Genomic DNA, 19,285 nt, shown 5'->3' on the forward strand with positions numbered 1-19,285 from the left:
GGAGGGACCCGCGGTGGCAGCAGCACCAGTCTGGAGTGTCGACCCCCGAACCGGGAAGCAGCGTGAACAGGTTGCGGTGGAGGCCACAGCCCAGGAGGTGGACGCCGCCGTACGCGCCGCGCACGACGCGCGCGGCGCGCTGGTGGACCGCACCGTCCGTGCCGCCTTCCTGCGCACGGCCGCCGACGAGCTCGAGGCGGCCAGGGACCAGCTCGTCGAGGCCGCCGACGCGGAGACCGCGCTCGGCCCGGTCCGGCTGACCGGCGAGCTCGCCCGCACCTGCTACCAGCTTCGGGCCTTCGCCGGCATCGTCGACGAGGGCGCCTTCCTCGACGTCGTCATCAACCACCCCGACGACACCGCGACGCCGCCCGTCCCCGACCTGCGCCGCTACAAGGTGCCGCTGGGCGTCGTCGCCGTCTACTCGGCGTCCAACTTCCCCTTCGCCTTCTCCGTGCCCGGCGGCGACACCGCGAGCGCGCTCGCGGCCGGCTGCCCGGTCGTCGTCAAGTCCCACCCGGACCACCCCGGCCTGTCCGAGCTGGTCGCCAAGGTGCTGCGCCGGGCCGCCGCCCGGCACGACATCCCCGACGGCGTGCTCGGTCTGGTGCACGGCTTCGAGGCCGGCGTCGAACTCATCAAGCACCCGCTGGTCGCGGCGGCCGGCTTCACCGGATCGGTCCGCGGGGGCCGCGCCCTCTTCGACGCGGCCGCCGCCCGGCCCGTCCCGATCCCCTTCCACGGTGAGCTGGGTTCCCTGAACCCGGTCGTCGTCACCGAGGCCGCCGCCGCCGAGCGCGGCGAGGCGATCGGCGCCGGGCTCGCCGGTTCCATGACCCTGGGCGTCGGCCAGTTCTGCGTGAAGCCCGGCCTGGTCCTGGCTCCGGCCGGCGAGGCCGGCGACCGGCTGCTGAAGTCCCTGACCGAGGCCGTCAGCGACACCGACGCGGGCGTCCTGCTCGACCACCGCATGCGCGACAACTTCGTCGCCGGGGTCGCCGAGCGCGCCCAGCTGCCCGACGTGGAGTCCCCGGTCACCCCGGGCTCGGGCGGCGAGCACACCGTCAGCGCGGGCTTCCTCACCGTCCCGGCGAGCCGGCTGGCCCAGGAGGGCGAGCACGACCTGCTCCTCGAGGAGTGCTTCGGGCCGGTCACCGTGGTGGCCCGTTACGAGGACGACGACGAGGTGCGGGCGGTGCTGTCGCGGCTGCCCGGCAACCTCACCGCGACGGTGCAGCTGTCCGCCGGGGAGGCGGCCGGTGAGGGGCGCGGCGCGGAGATCGTGCGGGAGCTGACGCCGCTGGCCGGGCGGGTGCTGGTGAACGGCTGGCCGACGGGCGTCGCGGTCGCCCCCGCGCAGCACCACGGCGGGCCCTACCCGGCGACCACCTCGACCTCCACGTCGGTGGGCGGCACGGCCATCGAGCGCTGGCTGCGGCCGGTCGCCTACCAGGGGACCCCCGAGGCGCTGTTGCCCGAGGAGCTGCGCGACGACAACCCGCTGGGGCTGCCGCGACGCTTCAACGGCGTGCTGGAGCGCTAGGGACGTCGTGCGGAGGCGGGTGCGCCCGCCCTGGGAGTGCACCAGCACCCTCAGGGCGGGCGCACCCGCCCTGGGATACTCGGGCGATGGACATGGAGCTTCCCGAACTGCCCTTCGCCCTGCGCACCTACGGCCCCGACGGGCACTGGTCCTACGAGGACGGGGTGCTGACCGGCTGGGCGGGCGCCCGGCAGGACCGTTTCGTGCCGCCCACCGGTGAGGCCCTGGACCCCGCCTCCGACGCGCCCCGCCTGCTGGGCGCCCCCGAGGGCGACTTCCAGCTGATCGCCCGGGTCACCGTCGGGTTCGCCGCGTCCTTCGACGCCGGGGTGCTCTACGTCCACGCCGGCGAGCGGGCCTGGGCCAAGCTCTGCCTGGAGTACTCCCCGGACGTGCCCACCGTCTGCACGGTGGTCACCCGGGGCCACTCCGACGACGCCAACTCCTTCACCGTCGACGGCACCTCCGTCTGGCTCCGGGTCAGCCGCACCGGGCGTGCCTTCGCCTTCCACGCCTCCCGCGACGGCGAGCGCTGGACCTTCGTCCGCCTCTTCACCCTCGGCGACGAGAAGGAGACCGGGGCCGCCCTGATCGGCTTCATGACCCAGTCGCCGATGGGGGAGGGCTGCGTGGTGACGTACGACCACCTCGCCTACCGGCCGCAGTGGCCGCGCGACCTGCGGGACGGCAGCTGAGGGCGAGGAATGAAAGCGGCTGCTTGAACGTTCACGCAGTCGCCGGAGGGAGTCTCCGCACCCGTACGACCCTGGAGAGAGCCGACTCATGCGCGTCGAGATCTGGAGCGACATCGCCTGCCCCTGGTGCTATGTCGGAAAGGCCCGGTTCGACAAGGCGCTGGCCGCCTTCCCGCACCGCGAGCAGGTCGAGGTGGTGCACCGCTCCTTCGAGCTGGACCCCGGCCGCGCCAAGGACGACATCCAGCCCGTGATCACGATGCTCACCAAGAAGTACGGCATGAGCGAGGCCCAGGCCGAGGCCGGTGAGGACAACCTGGGCGCCCAGGCCGCCGCCGAGGGCCTGCCCTACCGCACCCGGGGCCGCGACCACGGCAGCACCTTCGACATGCACCGCCTGCTGCACCACGCCCGCGAGCAGGGCCGCGAGGCGGAGCTGCTCGACCTGCTGTACCGGGCGAACTTCGCCGAGGAGCGGTCCGTCTTCGGCGACGACGAACGGCTCGTCGGACTCGCCACCGCCGCCGGTCTCGACGAGGACGCCGTGCGCGCGGTCCTCGCCGACCCGGAGGCGTACGCCGACGGGGTCCGCGCCGACGAGCGCGAGGCCGCCCGGCTCGGCGCGAGCGGAGTGCCGTTCTTCGTGCTGGACCGCAAGTACGGCGTCTCCGGCGCCCAGCCCGCCGAGGTCTTCGCACAGGCACTCACCCAGGCCTGGGGCGAGCGCCCGGCGCTCCAGCTGATCGACGACGGTGCCGAGGCCTGCGGCCCGGACGGCTGCGCGGTGCCCCAGCGGTAGACGCCCAGGTCAGGACGTATGCATAAGCGTTCCTTGGCGATACCGCGCAGAACGCGGCAATGGACGGGGGGATCCCGGGCCTCCAGAGTGGTCCCATGGAGAACTTCGAGAACCTCGTCCGTGCCGAGTTCGCCCCGGAGAACACCTTCCTGAACACCGCCAGCAATGCCCTGCTGCCGGCCCGGACCGTGGCCGCGCTCCAGGACGCCGCACGGCTGCGCGCCGAGGGCCGCTCGCTCGACCCGCTCTTCGCCGACGTCGAGGCCTGCCGCGCCGCCTACGCCCGGCTGGCCGGTGTCCCGGCCGAGCGGGTCGCGGCCGGCGCGACCGTCGCCCTGTTCACCTCACTGGTCGCGGCCTCGCTGCCGCCCGGAGCCGAAGTCCTCACCGCGGAGGACGACTTCACCTCCGTACTCCAGCCCTTCCACGCCCGCGGCGACCTCAAGGTGCGGGCGGTGCCGCTGGAACGCCTCGCCGACTCCGTCCGCCCCGGCACCGCGCTGGTCGCGGTCAGCGCCGCGCAGTCCGCCGACGGACGGATCGCCGACCTCGCCGCGCTGCGCGAGGCGGCCCGGGCCCACGGCGCGCGCACCTACGTCGACTTCTCCCAGGCGGCCGGCTGGCTGCCGGTCACGGCCGGCGACCACGACTACAGCGTCACCATCACCTTCAAGTGGCTGCTCGGCCCGCACGGCGCGGCCTTCCTCGTCGTGCCGGAGGACTTCGGCGACCTGACGCCGGTGCAGGCGGGCTGGGTCGCGGGGGAGAACCCGTGGGACAGCTGCTACGGCCCCGTCGCCGAACTCGCCCACTCCGCCCGGCGGTTCGACTCCAGCCCGGCGCTGTTCAGCTACGCGGGGCTGCGCGCCTCGCTCGGACTCGTCGAGGAGATCGGCGTGGACGCCGTCCGCGCCCACGACCTGGCCCTCGCCGACCGCTTCCGCGCGGGGCTCGCGGAGCTGGGCCGCACGCCCCTGCCCGCGCCCGGCTCACCGATCGTGTCCGTGCCCGGACTGGGCCGCCTCCAGCCGGAGCTGGCCGAGGCGGGCATCCAGGTGTCGAACCGCGCGGGCAGTCTGCGGGCGTCCTTTCACCTCTACAACACGGCCGCCGACGTGGACCGGCTGCTCGACGCCCTGTCCGGCTGACGGCACGGCAGCGGGCCGGTGCCTCCCTGTCCCACACGAGGAGGCCCGGCCCGCGGTCCGTGTCACGCGGCTACTTCACCGGGGTGAAGTCCCGCGCGCCGATGAACTCCGGCCGCCGGATCGGCGCCGCGAAGGGCTCGACCGCCGTGTTCTCGACGCTGTTGAACACGATGAACACGTTGCTGCGCGGGAACGGCGTGATGTTGTCGCCGGAGCCGTGCATGGCGTTGCAGTCGAACCAGGTCGCCGAGCCGGCCCTGCCGGTGAACAGCTTGATGCCGTACTCCGACGCCATCTTCGTCAGCGCCTCGTCGGACGGGGTCCCCGCGTCCTGCATCTGCAGGGACTTCTTGTAGTTGTCCTTCGGCGTGGCCCCCGCGCACCCGAGGAACGTCTTGTGCGACCCCGGCATGATCATCAGACCGCCGTTGGTGTCGTAGTTCTCGGTGAGCGCGATCGAGACCGAGATGGTGCGCATGTTCGGCAGGCCGTCCTCGGCGTGCCAGGTCTCGAAGTCCGAGTGCCAGTAGAAGCCGCTGGCGCCGAAGCCCGGCTTGACGTTGATCCGCGACTGGTGGACGTAGACGTCCGAGCCGAGGATCTGCCGGGCGCGCCCGACCACCCGCTCGTCGCGCACCAGGTTCGCGAAGACCTCGCTGATCCGGTGCACCTCGAAGACGGACCGGATCTCCTTGGACTGCGGCTCCACGATGGAGCGTTCGTCCGCGCGGATCGCCGGGTCGGTGGTGAGCCGCTCCAGCTCGCGCTGGTAGACGGCGACCTCGTCCGGCCCGATGAGCTGGTCGACGGCGAGGAAGCCGTCGCGCTCCAGGGCCTGGAGATCAGCGGCCGGGACGGGACCGGGCGTGTCCGGGGAGCCCCAGACGACCGGGTCCTGCCGGGGGGTCGCCACCTCGGTGGCGCCGCGGGTCGGGTAGAGGTCGGTGATGTGCGCGGTCGTGGTCACGGTGACTCACACCTCCTCGGTGAGCAGCGGGTAGACGCCGTTCTCGTCGTGGTCCTCCCGTCCGGTCACGGGCGGGTTGAAGACACAGATGCAGTGGAAGTCCTCCTTGACCTTGAGCGTGTGCCGCTCGTGGCCGTCCAGGAGGTACATGGTGCCGGGCGTGATGCGGTACGTCTTCCCGGTCTCGCGGTCGGTCAGCTCGGCGTCGCCCTTGGTGCAGACGACGGCCTCGATGTGGTTCGCGTACCACATGTCGGTCTCCGTACCCGCGTAGAGGATCGTCTCGTGGACGGAGAAGCCGACCTTCTCCTTGGCGAGGACGATGCGCTTGCTCTCCCAGGTGCCGGACGCGGACTTCACGTGCCGGTCGGTGCCTTCGATCTCCTTGAAGGAACGGACAATCACGGTGCTGCGATGCCTCCTCGGCTCGGGTGCGTGGTTCAGGCGGTTTCGCGGACGGCTCGGGCGAGGGTGGTGAGCCCCTCGTCCAGCTCGTCCGGGGTGATGGTCAGGGACGGGAGCAGCTTGACGACCTCGCTCTCGGGTCCGGACGTCTCGATCAGCAGCCCCAGTTCGAAGGCGCGCGCGGCGATCCGTCCCGCGCGCTCCTTGTCGCGGAACTCCAGGCCCCACACCAGGCCGCGGCCGCGGTACTCCTTGACGTCGGCGAGGTTCTCCTCGGTGATGGCGATCAGCGCCTGCTCGACCTGCTCGCCGCGCGCACGGGTCTGCTTCTCCATCGCCGACCCGTCGGCCCAGTACGCCTCCAGGGCCGCGGTGGCCGTGACGAAGGCGGGGTTGTTGCCGCGGAAGGTGCCGTTGTGCTCGCCCGGCTCCCAGACGTCCAGCTCGGGCTTGAACAGGGTCAGCGCCATCGGCAGTCCGTAACCGCTGATCGACTTGGACACGGTGACGATGTCGGGCGTGATGCCGGCCTCCTCGAAGGAGAAGAAGGCACCGGTGCGGCCGCAGCCCATCTGGATGTCGTCGACGATGAGCAGCATGTCCTGGCGTGCGCACAGCTCGGCCAGGGCGCGTAGCCACTCGGGCCGGGCGACGTTGATGCCGCCCTCGCCCTGGACGGTCTCGACGATCACGGCGGCGGGCTTGTTCAAGCCGGAGCCCTGGTCCTCCAGGATCCGCTCGAACCACAGGAAGTCCGGGACCTGGCCGTCGAAGTAGTTGTCGAACGGCATCGGCGTGCCGTGCACCAGCGGGACGCCCGCGCCGGCCCGCTTGAAGGCGTTGCCGGTGACGGCGAGCGAGCCCAGCGACATGCCGTGGAAGGCGTTGGTGAACGACACGATCGCCTCGCGCCCCTTCACCTTCCGCGCCAGCTTCAGCGCGGACTCCACGGCGTTGGTGCCCGTCGGGCCCGGGAACATCACCTTGTACGGCAGGTCGCGCGGGCGCAGGATCCAGTTCTGGAAGGACTCCAGGAACGCGCGCTTGGCCGTGGTCGACATGTCGAGGCCGTGGGTGACGCCGTCGCGCTCCAGGTAGTCGATCAGGGCGCGTTTCAGGACGGGGTTGTTGTGCCCGTAGTTGAGTGAGCCGGCTCCGGCGAAGAAGTCGAGGTACTCGTGGCCGTCCTCGTCATACATGCGGCTGCCGTGCGCGCGGTCGAAGACGGTGGGCCAGCCGCGGCAGTAGCTGCGCACCTCGGACTCGAGGGTCTCGAAGACGCTGAGGTCGGGCTGGGTGATGGTCACGGCGAATCGCTCCTCGGTGGCGTGGGAGGTCAGAGGGAGTCGGAAGATCAGGGGGCGGCGGGCCGGCCGGGCGGTCAGTGCGCGAGCGGCCCGATGCGGTACAGCACCTCGGGGTCGTGCGACCCGTCGGGGAACTGGCCGGCGTCGAACAGCACCTCGCGCTCCAGCCGGGCGCCGTGGCGCTCGGCGAACGCGGTGAACAGGCGCTCCGACGCGATGTTGCCCGGAGTGATGGTGGTCTCCACGGCGGTCACCCCGTGCTCGGCGGCGGTCCGGGCGACCAGTCCGTCGAGCAGGGCGGCGGCGAGGCCGCGGCCGCGGTACGTCTCGTCGACCGCGACCTGCCAGACGAGCAGGGTGCGCGGGCTGTCCGGCCGCAGGTATCCGCTGACGAAGCCGATCGGCTCTCCGTGCTCGTCGCGGGCGACGGCCGAGGTGGCGGCGAAGTCGCGGCACCACAGCAGATAGCTGTACGACGAGTTCAGGTCGAGGACCTTCGAGTCCTTGGCTATCCGCCACAGCACGGCTCCGTCCGCCACGGTGGGGCGGTCGATTTGCAGGTCTGCTTGTGCGGCAGTCATGCGAATTGAACTTACCCAGGTAAATTCGAAATTGCATCGCCTGACGGGGTTACGTACCGGCTTGATCTGTGTTATCGCGCGTACGGGTGGGTCCGCGCGAGCACTCGGCGGTATGCCCGCATTTGCACGGGATATAGGGCGCGAAACGGGCGTGGTGTGGAACCGGTCACACCTGTGTAACTCTCATGACCATGTCCGGAACGCACCGGTTCCCGCTCTCGGAATCGTGGCGTTTAGGGTCCGGAAAAGCGGGCAGAAGAAGACGGGAAGCTACCCCGGAAGATAATCGCGGAATAAGCGAAAGAATGTCGCAGGAGAATATGTGCGAGGGATTGTGATAATCCCGCTGAATTCACGCCCCGGTCACTTCGCCGATACGCTCCCGCAGGACTTCGCGCCAGGCCCGCTCCGCCGCGCCCAGCGCCGCCGCCACGTCCACCGTCAGCCCGGCGTCCGCCAGCGCGCCGCCCAGGGCCGCCAGGCTCGCCCGCACCGCGCCCGGGCTCGCCTCGGGCCCGTAGTGGTTGACCCGGATCATCTCCTTGGCCAGCGCGCCGCCGCCGGCCGCCAGCACGAGCCCCGGGTCGGCGGCCAGGGCGCGCCCCACCAGCTCCGCGGCCACCGTGCCGGACGGCGCCCGCAGCGTGGTGGCGACCGGCGCCGCCTCGGCCGCGTCGTGGACGTACGGCTCCAGGCCGCCGCCCAGCGCCGACGCGCCCGCGCGGGTGGCCGCCGCGGCCGCCGCGTGCCGGGCCATCACGGTGTCCGGGCCCGCCGCCTCGATGCGCTCCACGCACGCCTCCAGCGCCAGCATCTCCAGCTGGGCCGGCGCGTGCAGCAGCGCCCTGCGGCCCCCGTCGATCCAGCGCTCCTTCCAGTCCAGCAGGGACAGGTAGGAGCGCCGCGGCGCCCGCGGGTTGGCGGCCATGCGCGCCCACGCCCGCTCGCTCACCGACACCGCCGACACCCCGGCCGGGCCGCCCATCGCCTTCTGCGCCCCGATCACGCACAGGTCCACGCCCCACGCGTCCGGCAGCACCGGCTCCGCGCCGACCGACGCCACCGCGTCCAGGTAGAACAGCGCCCCGTGCGCCCGCACGACCTCGCCGATCTCCGCGACCGGGTTGGTGTTCCCGGTGGCCGCCTCCGCGTGCACCAGCGACACGAAGTCGATCTCCGGGTGCTCCGCGAAGGCGTCCCGGACCTGCCCGGCCGTCACCGCCGTGTGGAAGGGCACCGCCAGATCGATCACGGTGGCACCGCAGTCCCGCAGCCAGTCGCCGAAGGTCTGCCCGTACGGGCCCGTGATCACGTTCAGCGCGGTCGTGCCCGGACCGGCGGTCGCGCGGATCGCGCCCTCCAGCGGCAGCAGCGCCTCACCCTGCATGATCACGACGTCCTGCCGGGTGCCCAGCAGCCGGGCCACCCGGTCCTCGATCGAGGCGAAGCGCGCGGCGCTCAGCGGGGGCAGGTCGAGGAGGAGGTGGGTCACGGCGGTGCTCTCTTCGCTGTGCGGCTGCGGGGGTACGACGCAGTCGAGCGTAAACCGTCCGTAGCGCCGCCCGGCCGCCGGTTCTCAGGCCGCCGGGCCCCGTCGCCATCGGGTTGGTTTGAGGCGGTCAAACCCCTCCTTATAATCGGAACTCACAGTTCCCTGACAGGAGGCCCCCCGTGAAGACGCTCCTCGGCCGCCGGACCCGCATGCTGGCCGCCACCACCGCGACGGCCGGGCTGGTCCTCCTGACCGCCTGCACCTCCAGCGACGACGGAGGCAGCGGGTCCAAGACCGCCGCCGGCGGGGTCGAGCTCGTCAAGGCGGGGCAGCTCACCACCTGCACCCACCTGCCCTACCCGCCCTTCCAGTCGGAGATCGACGGCAAGGTGCAGGGCTTCGACGTCGCCCTGATCGACCTGGTCGCCAAGGACCTGGGCGTGAAGCAGGAGATCCTCGACACGCCCTTCGAGAACTTCAAGACCGGCGCCTTCCTCAACTCCGGCGAGTGCGACCTGGCCGCGGCCGGCATGACCATCACCGAGGAGCGCAAGAAGAACGTCGACTTCTCCGACCCCTACTTCAACGCCACCCAGGCGGTCCTCGTCGACAAGAAGAGCGGCGTCACCTCCCTCGACGACGTGAAGGCGAAGAACGTCAAGCTCGGCGCCCAGGCGCAGACCACCGGTGAGGACCACGTCAAGAAGCAGGGCCTGGACCCTGTCTCCTTCGAGTCCTCCGACGCCGTCCTCAACGGCCTGCGCACCGGCCAGGTCAAGGCCGTCGTCATCGACTACCCCGTGGTCCAGGGCTGGCTGAAGGACAAGGCCAACGCCGACGCCTTCGAGGTCGCCGAGCAGATCGACACCGGCGAGGAGTACGGCGTCACCGTGAAGAAGGGCAACACCGCGCTGCGCGAGGCCATCAACAAGGCGCTCGCGGACGCCAAGGCGGACGGCACGTACAAGAAGCTGTACGAGCAGTGGATCGGCCCCTACGACGAGTCCGCCGCCTCGCCGGCCGCATCCTGAGTCCATGACCGACACGGACACACGACTCCAGCCTAGGAAAAAGGGACTGACGCGGCGTCAGAAGCGGAGCCTGTCGCGCGGCATCCAGTACGCCGTCTTCGTCGCGGCCGTGATTGCCTTCGCGCTCGCGGCCGACTGGGACCGGTTGCAGAACCAGTTCGCGCAAGCGGACATCGCGCGGCAGATGTTCCCCGAGGTCATCACGCTGGCGCTGAAGAACACCGTGCTGTACACGGTGACCGGCTTCGCCGTCGGGCTCGCCCTCGGCATGCTGATCGCGCTGATGCGGCTGTCGTCCGTCGGCCCCTACCGCTGGCTGGCCGGCGTCTACATCGAGATCTTCCGCGGCCTGCCCGCCCTGCTGATCTTCATCTTCATCGGCGTCGCCGTGCCGCTCGCCTTCCCCGGCACGGAGATCATCGGCGGCACCTACGGCAAGGTCGCCCTCGCCCTCGGCCTGGTGGCCGCCGCGTACATGGCGGAGACCATCCGGGCCGGCATCCAGGCCGTCCCCAAGGGGCAGATGGAGGCGGCCCGTTCGCTGGGCTTCTCGCCCGCCCGGGCCATGGTCTCCGTCATCATCCCGCAGGCCTTCCGGATCATCCTCCCGCCGCTCACCAACGAACTCGTCCTGCTCTTCAAGGACTCCTCGCTGGTGCTGTTCCTCGGCGTCACCCTGGAGGAGCGCGAACTGTCCAAGTACGGCCGCGACCTGGCCAGCACCACCGCCAACTCCACGCCCATCCTGGTGGCCGGCCTGTGCTACCTGCTGATCACCGTCCCCCTCGGCTTCGTCGTGCGCCGCATGGAGGCCAAGGCCCAGGAGGCCGTGAAATGAGCCGGCCCGAGATCCGCGTCAGCGGCCTGCACAAGTCCTTCGGCGACAACCAGGTGCTGCGCGGCATCGACCTGGAGATCGGCCAGGGCGAGGTCGTCTGCGTCATCGGCCCCTCCGGCTCCGGCAAGTCGACCCTGCTGCGGTGCGTGAACCTCCTGGAGGAGCCCACCAAGGGCCAGGTCTTCGTCGGCGGTACGGAACTCACCGACCCGGACGTCGACATCGACGCCGTACGCCGCCGCATCGGCATGGTGTTCCAGCAGTTCAACCTGTTCCCGCACCTCACCGTCACCGAGAACCTGACCCTGCCGCAGCGCCGGGTGCTGCGCAGGGGCAAGGCGGAGGCCGCGAAGGTCGCCGCCGAGAACCTGGCCCGGGTGGGCCTCGCCGAGAAGGCGGACGCCTACCCGGCCTCCCTCTCCGGCGGCCAGCAGCAGCGCGTCGCCATCGCCCGCGCGCTGGCGATGGGCCCCGAGGTGATGCTGTTCGACGAGCCGACCTCGGCGCTCGACCCCGAACTGGTCGGCGACGTCCTCGCCGTCATGCGCATGCTCGCGCACGAGGGCATGACGATGATGGTCGTCACCCATGAGATGACCTTCGCCCGCGAGGTCGCCGACCGGGTCGTCTTCATGGACGGCGGCGTGATCGTCGAGGACGGCAGCCCGGAGCAGGTCATCGGCCGGCCCCGGCACGAACGCACCCGCCACTTCCTCTCCCGCCTCCTCGACCCGGCGATGGCCGAGGTCGAGGAGGAGACCTCGGACCAGGTGGGCAAGTCCGGGTAGCGCCTGACTAGGGTGCCGGGTATGAGCGAACGCGCGGTGCTGCACGTGAAGGGGCGGATCCTCGTCGGCCCGGACGAGGTCCGCGACGAACTCTGGGTGGTCGGCGGCCGGATCTCCTACGACCGTCCCGCCGGCGCCCGCGACCTGCGGACCGTGGAGGGCTGGGCGCTGCCCGGGCTGGTCGACGCCCACTGCCACGTGGGCCTCGACCGGCACGGCCCCGTCCCCGCCGAGACCGCCGAGAAGCAGGCGCTCACCGACCGCGACGCCGGGGCGCTGCTGCTGCGCGACGCGGGTTCGCCCTCCGACACCCGCTGGATCGACGACCGCGACGACCTCCCGAAGATCATCCGGGCCGGGCGGCACATCGCCCGCACCCGCCGCTACATCCGCAACTACGCCTGGGAGATCGAGCCCGACGACCTGGTCGCGTACGTCGCCCAGGAGGCCCGGCGCGGCGACGGCTGGGTCAAGCTCGTCGGCGACTGGATCGACCGCGATTTGGGCGACCTGTCGGCCTGCTGGCCGCGCGGCGCGGTCGAGGCGGCTATCGCCGAGGCGCACCGGCTGGGCGCCCGCGTCACCGCCCACTGCTTCGCCGAGGACTCGCTGCGGGACCTGGTCGAAGCCGGCATCGACTGCGTCGAGCACGCCACGGGCCTGACCGACGACACCATCCCGCTGTTCGCCGAGCGGGGCGTCGCCATCGTCCCCACCCTCGTCAACATCGCCACGTTCCCCTCGCTCGCCGCGGGCGGCGAGGCCCGGTTCCCGCACTGGTCGGCCCATATGCGCCGGCTCCACGAACGCCGCTACGACACCGTGCGCTCCGCCTGGGACGCCGGCATCCCCGTGTTCGTCGGCACGGACGCGGGCGGCGGCCTGGCGCACGGCCTGGCGGCGGACGAGGTCGGGGAACTGACCAAGGCCGGCATCCCGCCCGTCGACGCCCTGTCCGCCGGAACCTGGGCCGCACGCGCGTGGCTCGGCCGCCCCGGCCTGGAGGAGGGCGCCCCGGCGGACCTCGTCGTCTACGCCTCCGACCCGAGGACCGACGTCCGCGTCCTGACGGACCCACGCCGGGTGATCCTCAACGGCCGGGTGGTGGGCTGATCACGGGGCTGTGGGCCTGTGTGCCGTGGTCCGTCGGCCCGCCGTCTCTCGGCGCGTCGTCCTCGGCCTGGCGAGCCGTCGGTCCGCCGATCGGGCCCACGGCTCGCGCTCCCGCTCCCGGCACCGGGATCGGGTACCGGACGGCCGTCGGGGCGGTGCGGTGCGGTGTGCGGGCTGTTTTCCAGGAGGCCGAGCGGCGGTCCACTCGGTGCTCGGCGGGCCCCGGCCGCCTCGCCGAGCGCGGTGCTCAGCGCCGTCCCAGTGCGACGGCCAGCGCCGTGAGGAAGCGATCCGTCGTCTCCCGGTCGCGGACGGCCAGGCGCAGCCAGGTGTCGTCCAGACCAGGGAACGAGTCGCCGCGGCGCACCGCGTAGCCGAGGGAGCGCAGCCGGGCGCGTACCGTCGCCGCGTGCGGCAGGCGCAGCAGGACGAAGGGGCCCTCGGCGGGGCCCGCCGCGCGGACGCCGCGGTCGGCGAAGCGGGCCAGTCCCGCCAGCAGATAAGCCCGGTCCGCCGCGACGCGGTGCGCCGCGTGCGCGGCCTCCGCCAGCGCCCGGGTACCCACGCAGACCTCGGCCGCCGCCAGCGCCGGTGTGGACACCGGCCACAGCGGCTGGGCACGCTCCAGCTCCGCGACGGTCTCCGGGGCGGCGAGGACGTAACCGATGCGCAGCCCCGCCAGGCCCCAGGTCTTGGTGAGGCTGCGCAGGACCACCAGGCCGGGCACGTCCGTCCGCCCGGCCAGCGCCTCGCGCTCGCCGGGCACCGCGTCCATGAACGCCTCGTCCACCACCAGCGTCCGCCCGGGCCGGGCGAGCCGGGCGATGTCCGCGGCCGGGTGCAGCACCGACGTCGGGTTCGTCGGGTTGCCGATCACCACCAGGTCCGCGTCCTCGGGCACCGCCGCCGGATCCAGCCGGAAGCCCTCCGCCTCCCGCAGCAGCACCCGGCCCACCGTGTGCCCGGCGTCCCGCAGCGCCGCCTCCGGCTCCGTGAACTGCGGATGCACCACCACCGGCCGGCCCACCTTCAGCGCCCGCGCCAGCAGCACGAACGCCTCCGCCGCACCGGCCGTCAGCAGCACCCGCTCCACCGGCAGCCCGTGCCGGGCCGCCACCGCCGCCCGTGCCGCCCGCCCGTCGGGATAGGCGGCGAGGCCCGACAGGGACGCGGCGATGTGCCGCCGCAGCCACGGCGGCGGCGTGTCCGCCCGGACGTTCACCGCCAGGTCGACCAGCGCCGAGCCGTCGTCGCGGACCTCGGCGTCGCCGTGGTGACGCAGGTCGTGCCCGCCGCCCCCCGGCTCAGTGCGCATGGGAGTGGCTGTGACCGTGCCCGTGATGGTGCCCGTGGTGGTGGCCGTCGTCGTCGGGGTGGAAGTGCGGCTGCTGCGGCAGGCCCACCTTGTCCTCGAAGCCCGGCAGCGCGATCCGGTACACGCACGAGTCGCAGTTCATCCGCAGGTCGCCCTTGACGGCCTCCTCGTACCGCTCCCACACCAGGTCGAGCAGTTCCGGCTCGGGACCGATGACGTCCGCCGACCGCACCCCGGTCTCCGGGTGCGCCGCCGCCCACTCCTCGGTCTGCTGCCGCACCCGGTCCGGCAGGATCCCGGTGAACAGGAAGTACGGCAGGACCACCACCCGCCGGGCGCCCAGCCGGGCGCACCGGTCGAGCCCGCTCGGCACGTCCGGCGCCGCCAGCGACACGAACGCCGTCTCCACCGCCGCGTAGCCGCGCCCCTCCCACAGCAGCCGCGCCGCCTTGAACACCTCGGCGTTGGCGTCCGGGTCCGTCGAGCCGCGCCCCACCAGCAGCACGGTCACCTCGGACGGGTCCCAGGACGGGTCCACCGCCTCGGCCAGCCGCCGCTCCAGCACCCGCAGCAGGGCGGGGTGCGGGCCCAGCGGACGGCCGTACGTGTACGTGATCCCCGGGTGGCGCTCCTTCTCGCGGGCCAGCGCCGCCGGGATGTCGCCCTTGGCGTGCCCGGCGGACACCAGCATCAGCGGCACGGCCGCGAACCGGCGCGCCCCCCGCTCCACCAGCTCGGTGACGGCCTCGCCCAGCGGCGGCGGCGACAGCTCGATGAAGCCGCCGGCGACGGGCAGTTCGGGGTGACGGCGGCCCAGCTCCCGCACGAAGTCGCGGAACGCCTCCGCGCCGGCGTCGTCCCGGGTGCCGTGGCCGGCGATGAGCAGGGCGGGCGGGGTGGTCACAGGTTCTCCTCGGAGGAAATCGGGTGGTACAGCAGGGCGTTGAGCGCGGCGGCGGCCACCGCCGACCCGCCCTTCTCGGACACGTTGCTCACGGCCGGCAGCCCGCTCTCGCGCAGCGCGGCCTTGGACTCGGCCGCCCCGACGAAACCGACGGGCAGACCGATGACGAGGGCGGGGGAGGCGTCGAGGGTCAGCAGCTCCTCCAGGGCGGTCGGCGCACAGCCGATCACCCACAGGGCACCGGGCCCGACCTCCTCGTAGGCCAGCCGCATCGCGTGCGCCGAACGCGTCAGGTCCGGCCCCGCCTTCGCGTCCCTCAGCCGGCACACGGTCTCCCGGCGGGTGATGCCCGCCGCGACCATCTCCACGTCCACCACGACCGGCGCCCCGGCGTGCAGCGCGGCGTGCGCCGTCACCAGCTCGCCCTCGTCCATGACGAGTTCACCGGCGTAGCCGAGGTCGGCGGAGGAGTGGATGACGCGTTCGACGACCGCCCGGGTCAGCGGCGGGAAGTGCGAGGTGTCCAGGCGGGCGCGCAGCCGCCGGAAGGACTCCTGCTCGATGGGGTGCACCACGCGGTTCACCGGGGCTCCTCCTGCCAGCGGTAGCCACGCGGGGTGACCATGCGCCCCGCGATCTCACGGGTCGCCGTGTTGCCCACGGTCACGACCGTCATCATGTCGACCGTCGCCGGATCCAGCGCGGCCAGGGTGGTCAGCCGGCTCGACTCGTCGGCGCGGGACGCGTTGCGCACGACGCCGACCGGCGTCCCGGGCTCCCGGTGCCCGGCGAGGATCGCCAGCGCCTTCGGCAGCTGCCAGTCCCGGCCCCGGCTGCGCGGGTTGTAGAACGTCACCACGATGTCCGCCTCGGCCGCCGCCCGCACCCGGCGCTCGATGACCTCCCACGGGGTGTGCAGGTCGGACAGGCTGATCGAGACGTGGTCGTGGCCCAGCGGCGCGCCCAGGATCGCCCCGGCCGCCAGCGCCGCGGTCACACCGGGCACACCGACCACGTCGATGTCGTCGGACGCCTCCGCCAGCGCCGGCGACGCCATGGCGTACACGCCCGCGTCGCCGCTGCCGATCAGCGCCACCGCCCGGCCCTCGCGGGCCTCGGCGACGGCCGTGCGGGCCCGCTCCTCCTCCGCGCCGAGGCCCGACTCCAGCACGCGCGTGCCGGGCCGCAGCAGGTCGCGGATCTGGTCGACGTACTGGTCGAGGCCCACCAGCACCGAGGCGCGGCGCAGTTCGGCCTCGGCACGCGGGGTGAGCAGATCGCGGGCGCCGGGCCCCAGCCCGACCACCGCCAGCCGCCCCCGCCCCGGCCGTCGCACGACGGCGCAGGTCGCCATCGCGGGCCGCCCGTCGGCGCGCCGCGACTTCCGCTTGGGCACCAGCAGTTCACCGCCGCCCAGCAGCGCGGCGGCCTCCGCGACCGACGGGGTGCCGACGGCGTCGAGCGGCGCGTCGGAGGGGTTCGGCACCTCCACCCGCGCCAGCTCCGCGGCACCGTGCGTCACCAGCGGCACGCCGAGCCGCCGGGCCGCCTCCACGATGCCCGGCTCCCCGGCCTTGGCGTCCACGGTGGCCAGTTCGGCGAGCGACGCCGCCGACAGCCCGGCCTCCCGCAGCGCGTCCTCGACGAGCGCCAGCACCTCCTCCTCGGGGGCGCCCTTCGACGCGCCGACGCCGACGACGAGGGTCGGCGGGCGCAGCAGCACCTCCCGTTCGGCCGGCCCGGCGAGCCGGTCCGTCACCCGGATCGTGTACCGGCCCTCGTCCGCCACCGGCAGCGGCGGCAGCGGCCACGCCACCTCGGCGCGCAGCGCCACCGCCTCGCCGTCCAGCAGGGCCCGGGACACGGCGGCGACGTCGCCCTCCACCGGCAGGCCCAGCGTGTCCAGACCGGGCAGCCCCACGGCGTCGGTCGCCGTGGTGATCACCGGTTCGGCGCCCAGCACCCCGGCCACCGCGCGGGCGAGGTCGTTCGCCCCGCCGCCGTGCCCGCCGAGCAGCGACACCGCGAACCGTCCGCCCTCGTCGACGCAGACCACGCCCGGGTCGCTGGTCTTGCCGGCCAGCAGCGGCGCCACCAGCCGCACCACGGCACCCGTGGCGAGGAAGCACACGAGCCGCTCGCACTCGGCGAACGCCGACCGCACCGCGTCCGGCACGGGGCCTTCGTACACGCGCGTCCGGTCCGGCCACGCGGCGGCCAGCCGGTCCCGCGCGGCGGCTCCCGCCGCCGTTGCGGAGATGAGGCCGATCACTGGACAACTCCTTCGGTGTGCGCCGGAGGCCTGACGCCCCACAGCAGGAAAACGGGATTGGCCGCCGCCAGCCGGGTCACGTCCCCGGGCAGCGGCGCCAGACGCGACGACTGCAACAGCACCCCGTCGCAGGTGAACCCGGCGCCGGTCAGCGCCTCGCGCGCGGCCGGCACCCGGTCCAGGGCGGCCACGGCGACCACCACCGTCCGCCGGGCCCGCCGCGCGCACGCCGTGACGACGGCGGGCAGCTCCCGCCCGCCGCCGCCGACGAACACGGCGTCGGGGTCGCCGTCCAGGCCGGACAGCACGGCCGGCGCCGCCCCGTGCACCACGTGCACGTCGACGCCGTGCGCCGCGGCGTTCGCCCGGACGCGCTCCACACCGTCCGGGGTCTTCTCCACGGCGGTGACGGCGGCGCCGAGCCGCGCGCACTCCACGGCCACGGACCCCGAGCCCGCGCCGACGTCCCACACCAGCTCGCCCGGACGCGGCCCGAGGCGCGCCAGCGCCAGCGCCCGCACCTCGAACTTGGTGATCATCGAGTCGCGGTGGGCGAACGCGGCCTCGTCCAGCGCCCACCCGGCGGGCGCGGACGGCGGGCCCGCGACCGTGCGCACCGCCCCGAGCGCCCGCTCCTCGTCCAGACAGAGCACCACGCTCACCGCCGTCCCCCAGTCCCGGGCGGCGGCCTCGGCGGGCGTCACCCGCTCCACCCGCTCCGCCGCGGAACCGAGCGCGGAGGCGACGACCAGCACCCGCGCGTGCGCCCGCAGCGCCGCCCCGAGCTCCGCCGGACCGGCCCCGGGCCCCGTCAGCACGGCGACCTTCGGATACGCCCGGCACAGGTTCACCGCCGTACGCGCGTCCCGCCCGTGCGCGCTCACCACCACCGCGTCGTCCCAGGGCAGCCCCACCCGCGCGAACGCGGCGGCCACCGACGGCACCCCGGGCCGCACGTCCAGCCGCTCCGGCCCGAACCGCTCGGCCAGCGCCCGGACGATGCCGAAGAACCCCGGGTCCCCGGAGGCCAGCACCACCACCCGCCGCTCCTCGGCGACGTACTTCGCCACGGTGTCGAGCGCGGGCGCCAGGGGCCCCAGCACCACCCGCTCGGCCCCCTCCGGCAGGGCCACCGCGTCCAGATGCCGCCGTCCGCCGACCACCAGCTCGGCCCCGGCCGCAGCCGAGGCGTCGACCGGCGCCCCCGCCCCCATACCGACGACCGTGATCACGTGCTCGCACCCCGCGAACGCAACGCCCTGCGCGCCTCGGGGTCCGCCTTGCGGAAGCCGTGGAAGTGACCGGGGTGGTACAGGTGCGAGCGGGTGCCGTGCGCGTCGAGGGCCGGACCGACCAGGAACAGCGTGTGCTTCCACAGCTTGTGCTCCTTGACCGTCTCCTCCAGCGTGCCGATCGTGCACCTCACGACCAGCTCCTCCGGCCAGGTCGCCTGGTACGCGACGACGACCGGGGTGGCCGTGGGGTAGCCGCCCTCCAGCAGCTCCCGCACCAGCTGCCCGCTGCGGGCGGCCGACAGGAAGATCGCCATGGTGGTGCCGTGCCGCGCGAACTCGCGGACCTCCTCACCGGGCGGCATCGGCGTCTTGCCGCCGCCCAGCCGGGTCAGCACGACGGACTGCGCCACCTCCGGAATGGTCAGCTCGCGCTGCGCGAGCGCCGCGACGGCCGAGAACGACGACACCCCGGGCACGATCTCGGTCGCGATGCCGAGTTCCGCGCACCGGTCGACCTGCTCCTGCGTGCCGCCCCACAGCGCCGGGTCGCCGGAGTGGATCCGCGCGACCTTCAGCCTCTCCGCACGGGCCCGCGCGTAGACGGCCACGACGTCCTCCAGCGACATCGTCGCCGAGTCGAGGATCTCCGCGCCCTCCCGCGCGTGGTCGAGGACCTCCGCCTGGACCAGGCTGGCGGCCCAGATCACGACATCGGCCTCGGCGATGGCACGCGCGGCACGGAACGTCAGCAGATCGGCGGCGCCGGGGCCGGCACCGACGAAGGTCACCTTGCCGGTGGGGGCATCGGCCATGGGAACGGGTCCTCTCGGAAGGGAAATCGGGTGGGGAAGG

At 73.4% G+C, this 19,285-nt stretch carries 19 protein-coding genes; 8 read left to right on the top strand and 11 right to left on the bottom strand.

The genetic code is table 11. The annotated features are described in order from the left end of the window. Positions 1-13: 13 nt before the first annotated feature. The 4 genes from FHX78_RS27160 (at position 14) to FHX78_RS27175 (ending at position 4,185) form a co-directional block, all read left to right on the top strand. Positions 14-1,543 (top strand): aldehyde dehydrogenase (NADP(+)), encoded by a 1,530-nt coding sequence (locus tag FHX78_RS27160; RefSeq protein ID WP_145870032.1) that lies wholly within the window; start codon positions 14-16, stop codon positions 1,541-1,543. Between the two features lie 86 nt (positions 1,544-1,629). After that, the gene (locus FHX78_RS27165; protein WP_145870033.1) at positions 1,630-2,238 is read left to right on the top strand and encodes a DUF1349 domain-containing protein; all 609 of its coding nucleotides are present in this window, start codon (positions 1,630-1,632) and stop codon (positions 2,236-2,238) included. A gap of 88 nt (positions 2,239-2,326) precedes the next feature. Continuing rightward, a complete protein-coding gene (locus FHX78_RS27170; RefSeq protein WP_145870034.1) occupies positions 2,327-3,037 on the top strand; it encodes a DsbA family oxidoreductase in 711 nt (236 codons plus the stop codon). A 95-nt stretch (positions 3,038-3,132) separates the two neighbouring features. Then, a complete protein-coding gene (locus FHX78_RS27175) occupies positions 3,133-4,185 on the top strand; it encodes an aminotransferase class V-fold PLP-dependent enzyme (RefSeq protein ID WP_145870035.1) in 1,053 nt (350 codons plus the stop codon). Positions 4,186-4,255: 70 nt separating this feature from the next. Here the strand turns inward: FHX78_RS27175 and thpD are convergent, their stop codons facing one another. The 5 genes from thpD to FHX78_RS27200 all read right to left on the bottom strand — a co-directional run bounded on the left by thpD (position 4,256) and on the right by FHX78_RS27200 (position 8,937). Beyond that, entirely contained in the window at positions 4,256-5,152 is an 897-nt protein-coding gene (gene thpD, locus FHX78_RS27180; RefSeq protein WP_145870036.1) for an ectoine hydroxylase, read from the bottom strand. Between the two features lie 6 nt (positions 5,153-5,158). Further along, positions 5,159-5,557 carry an ectoine synthase gene (locus FHX78_RS27185; RefSeq protein ID WP_145825109.1) on the bottom strand — a complete coding sequence of 133 codons (399 nt, stop codon included), beginning with the start codon at positions 5,555-5,557 and terminating at the stop codon, positions 5,159-5,161. 35 nt (positions 5,558-5,592) lie between these two features. Continuing rightward, positions 5,593-6,864, bottom strand: coding sequence for a diaminobutyrate--2-oxoglutarate transaminase (ectB, locus tag FHX78_RS27190; protein ID WP_145870037.1), 1,272 nt, complete (start codon positions 6,862-6,864; stop codon positions 5,593-5,595). A 74-nt stretch (positions 6,865-6,938) separates the two neighbouring features. Further along, entirely contained in the window at positions 6,939-7,445 is a 507-nt protein-coding gene (gene ectA, locus FHX78_RS27195; RefSeq protein ID WP_145870038.1) for a diaminobutyrate acetyltransferase, read from the bottom strand. Between the two features lie 352 nt (positions 7,446-7,797). Then, complete coding sequence (locus tag FHX78_RS27200) at positions 7,798-8,937, bottom strand: pyridoxal-phosphate-dependent aminotransferase family protein (protein WP_145870039.1); 1,140 nt, start codon at positions 8,935-8,937, stop codon at positions 7,798-7,800. A gap of 179 nt (positions 8,938-9,116) precedes the next feature. Between FHX78_RS27200 and FHX78_RS27205 the strand changes: the two genes are divergently transcribed. The 4 genes from FHX78_RS27205 to FHX78_RS27220 are packed head-to-tail and all read left to right on the top strand — an operon-like array spanning position 9,117 to position 12,707. Next, entirely contained in the window at positions 9,117-9,968 is an 852-nt protein-coding gene (locus tag FHX78_RS27205; protein ID WP_145870040.1) for a transporter substrate-binding domain-containing protein, read from the top strand. 4 nt (positions 9,969-9,972) lie between these two features. Beyond that, positions 9,973-10,806: an amino acid ABC transporter permease gene (locus FHX78_RS27210; RefSeq protein WP_145870041.1), complete on the top strand. Its 834-nt coding sequence runs from the start codon at positions 9,973-9,975 to the stop codon at positions 10,804-10,806. Continuing rightward, positions 10,803-11,594 carry an amino acid ABC transporter ATP-binding protein gene (locus tag FHX78_RS27215; protein ID WP_145870042.1) on the top strand — a complete coding sequence of 264 codons (792 nt, stop codon included), beginning with the start codon at positions 10,803-10,805 and terminating at the stop codon, positions 11,592-11,594. The genes FHX78_RS27210 and FHX78_RS27215 overlap by 4 nt, the downstream gene beginning before the upstream one ends. Before the next feature lie 21 nt (positions 11,595-11,615). Further along, positions 11,616-12,707 carry an amidohydrolase family protein gene (locus tag FHX78_RS27220; protein ID WP_145870043.1) on the top strand — a complete coding sequence of 364 codons (1,092 nt, stop codon included), beginning with the start codon at positions 11,616-11,618 and terminating at the stop codon, positions 12,705-12,707. A gap of 247 nt (positions 12,708-12,954) precedes the next feature. On the opposite strand, the gene cobC is transcribed toward FHX78_RS27220, so the two are convergent. Genes cobC through cobM form a run of 6 tightly spaced genes read right to left on the bottom strand, consistent with a single transcriptional unit; the run spans position 12,955 to position 19,245 of the window. Continuing rightward, the gene (gene cobC / locus FHX78_RS27225; protein WP_145870044.1) at positions 12,955-14,022 is read right to left on the bottom strand and encodes an Rv2231c family histidinol phosphate aminotransferase CobC; all 1,068 of its coding nucleotides are present in this window, start codon (positions 14,020-14,022) and stop codon (positions 12,955-12,957) included. Beyond that, on the bottom strand, positions 14,012-14,926 hold the full coding sequence (locus FHX78_RS27230) for a sirohydrochlorin chelatase (RefSeq protein WP_145870045.1): 915 nt from the start codon (positions 14,924-14,926) through the stop codon (positions 14,012-14,014). The genes cobC and FHX78_RS27230 overlap by 11 nt, the downstream gene beginning before the upstream one ends. Continuing rightward, positions 14,923-15,510 carry a precorrin-8X methylmutase gene (locus FHX78_RS27235; RefSeq protein ID WP_145870046.1) on the bottom strand — a complete coding sequence of 196 codons (588 nt, stop codon included), beginning with the start codon at positions 15,508-15,510 and terminating at the stop codon, positions 14,923-14,925. The genes FHX78_RS27230 and FHX78_RS27235 overlap by 4 nt, the downstream gene beginning before the upstream one ends. Continuing rightward, positions 15,507-17,198, bottom strand: coding sequence for a precorrin-3B C(17)-methyltransferase (gene cobJ / locus FHX78_RS27240; RefSeq protein WP_145870047.1), 1,692 nt, complete (start codon positions 17,196-17,198; stop codon positions 15,507-15,509). The genes FHX78_RS27235 and cobJ overlap by 4 nt, the downstream gene beginning before the upstream one ends. Further along, entirely contained in the window at positions 17,195-18,430 is a 1,236-nt protein-coding gene (cbiE, locus tag FHX78_RS27245) for a precorrin-6y C5,15-methyltransferase (decarboxylating) subunit CbiE (protein WP_167531868.1), read from the bottom strand. Before cbiE ends, cobJ begins: the two co-directional genes overlap by 4 nt. Then, positions 18,427-19,245 carry a precorrin-4 C(11)-methyltransferase gene (cobM, locus tag FHX78_RS27250; RefSeq protein ID WP_145870048.1) on the bottom strand — a complete coding sequence of 273 codons (819 nt, stop codon included), beginning with the start codon at positions 19,243-19,245 and terminating at the stop codon, positions 18,427-18,429. Before cobM ends, cbiE begins: the two co-directional genes overlap by 4 nt. Positions 19,246-19,285 lie beyond the last annotated feature (40 nt).

The sequence above is a fragment of the Streptomyces capillispiralis genome, from assembly GCF_007829875.1.
Classification (GTDB): domain Bacteria; phylum Actinomycetota; class Actinomycetes; order Streptomycetales; family Streptomycetaceae; genus Streptomyces; species Streptomyces capillispiralis.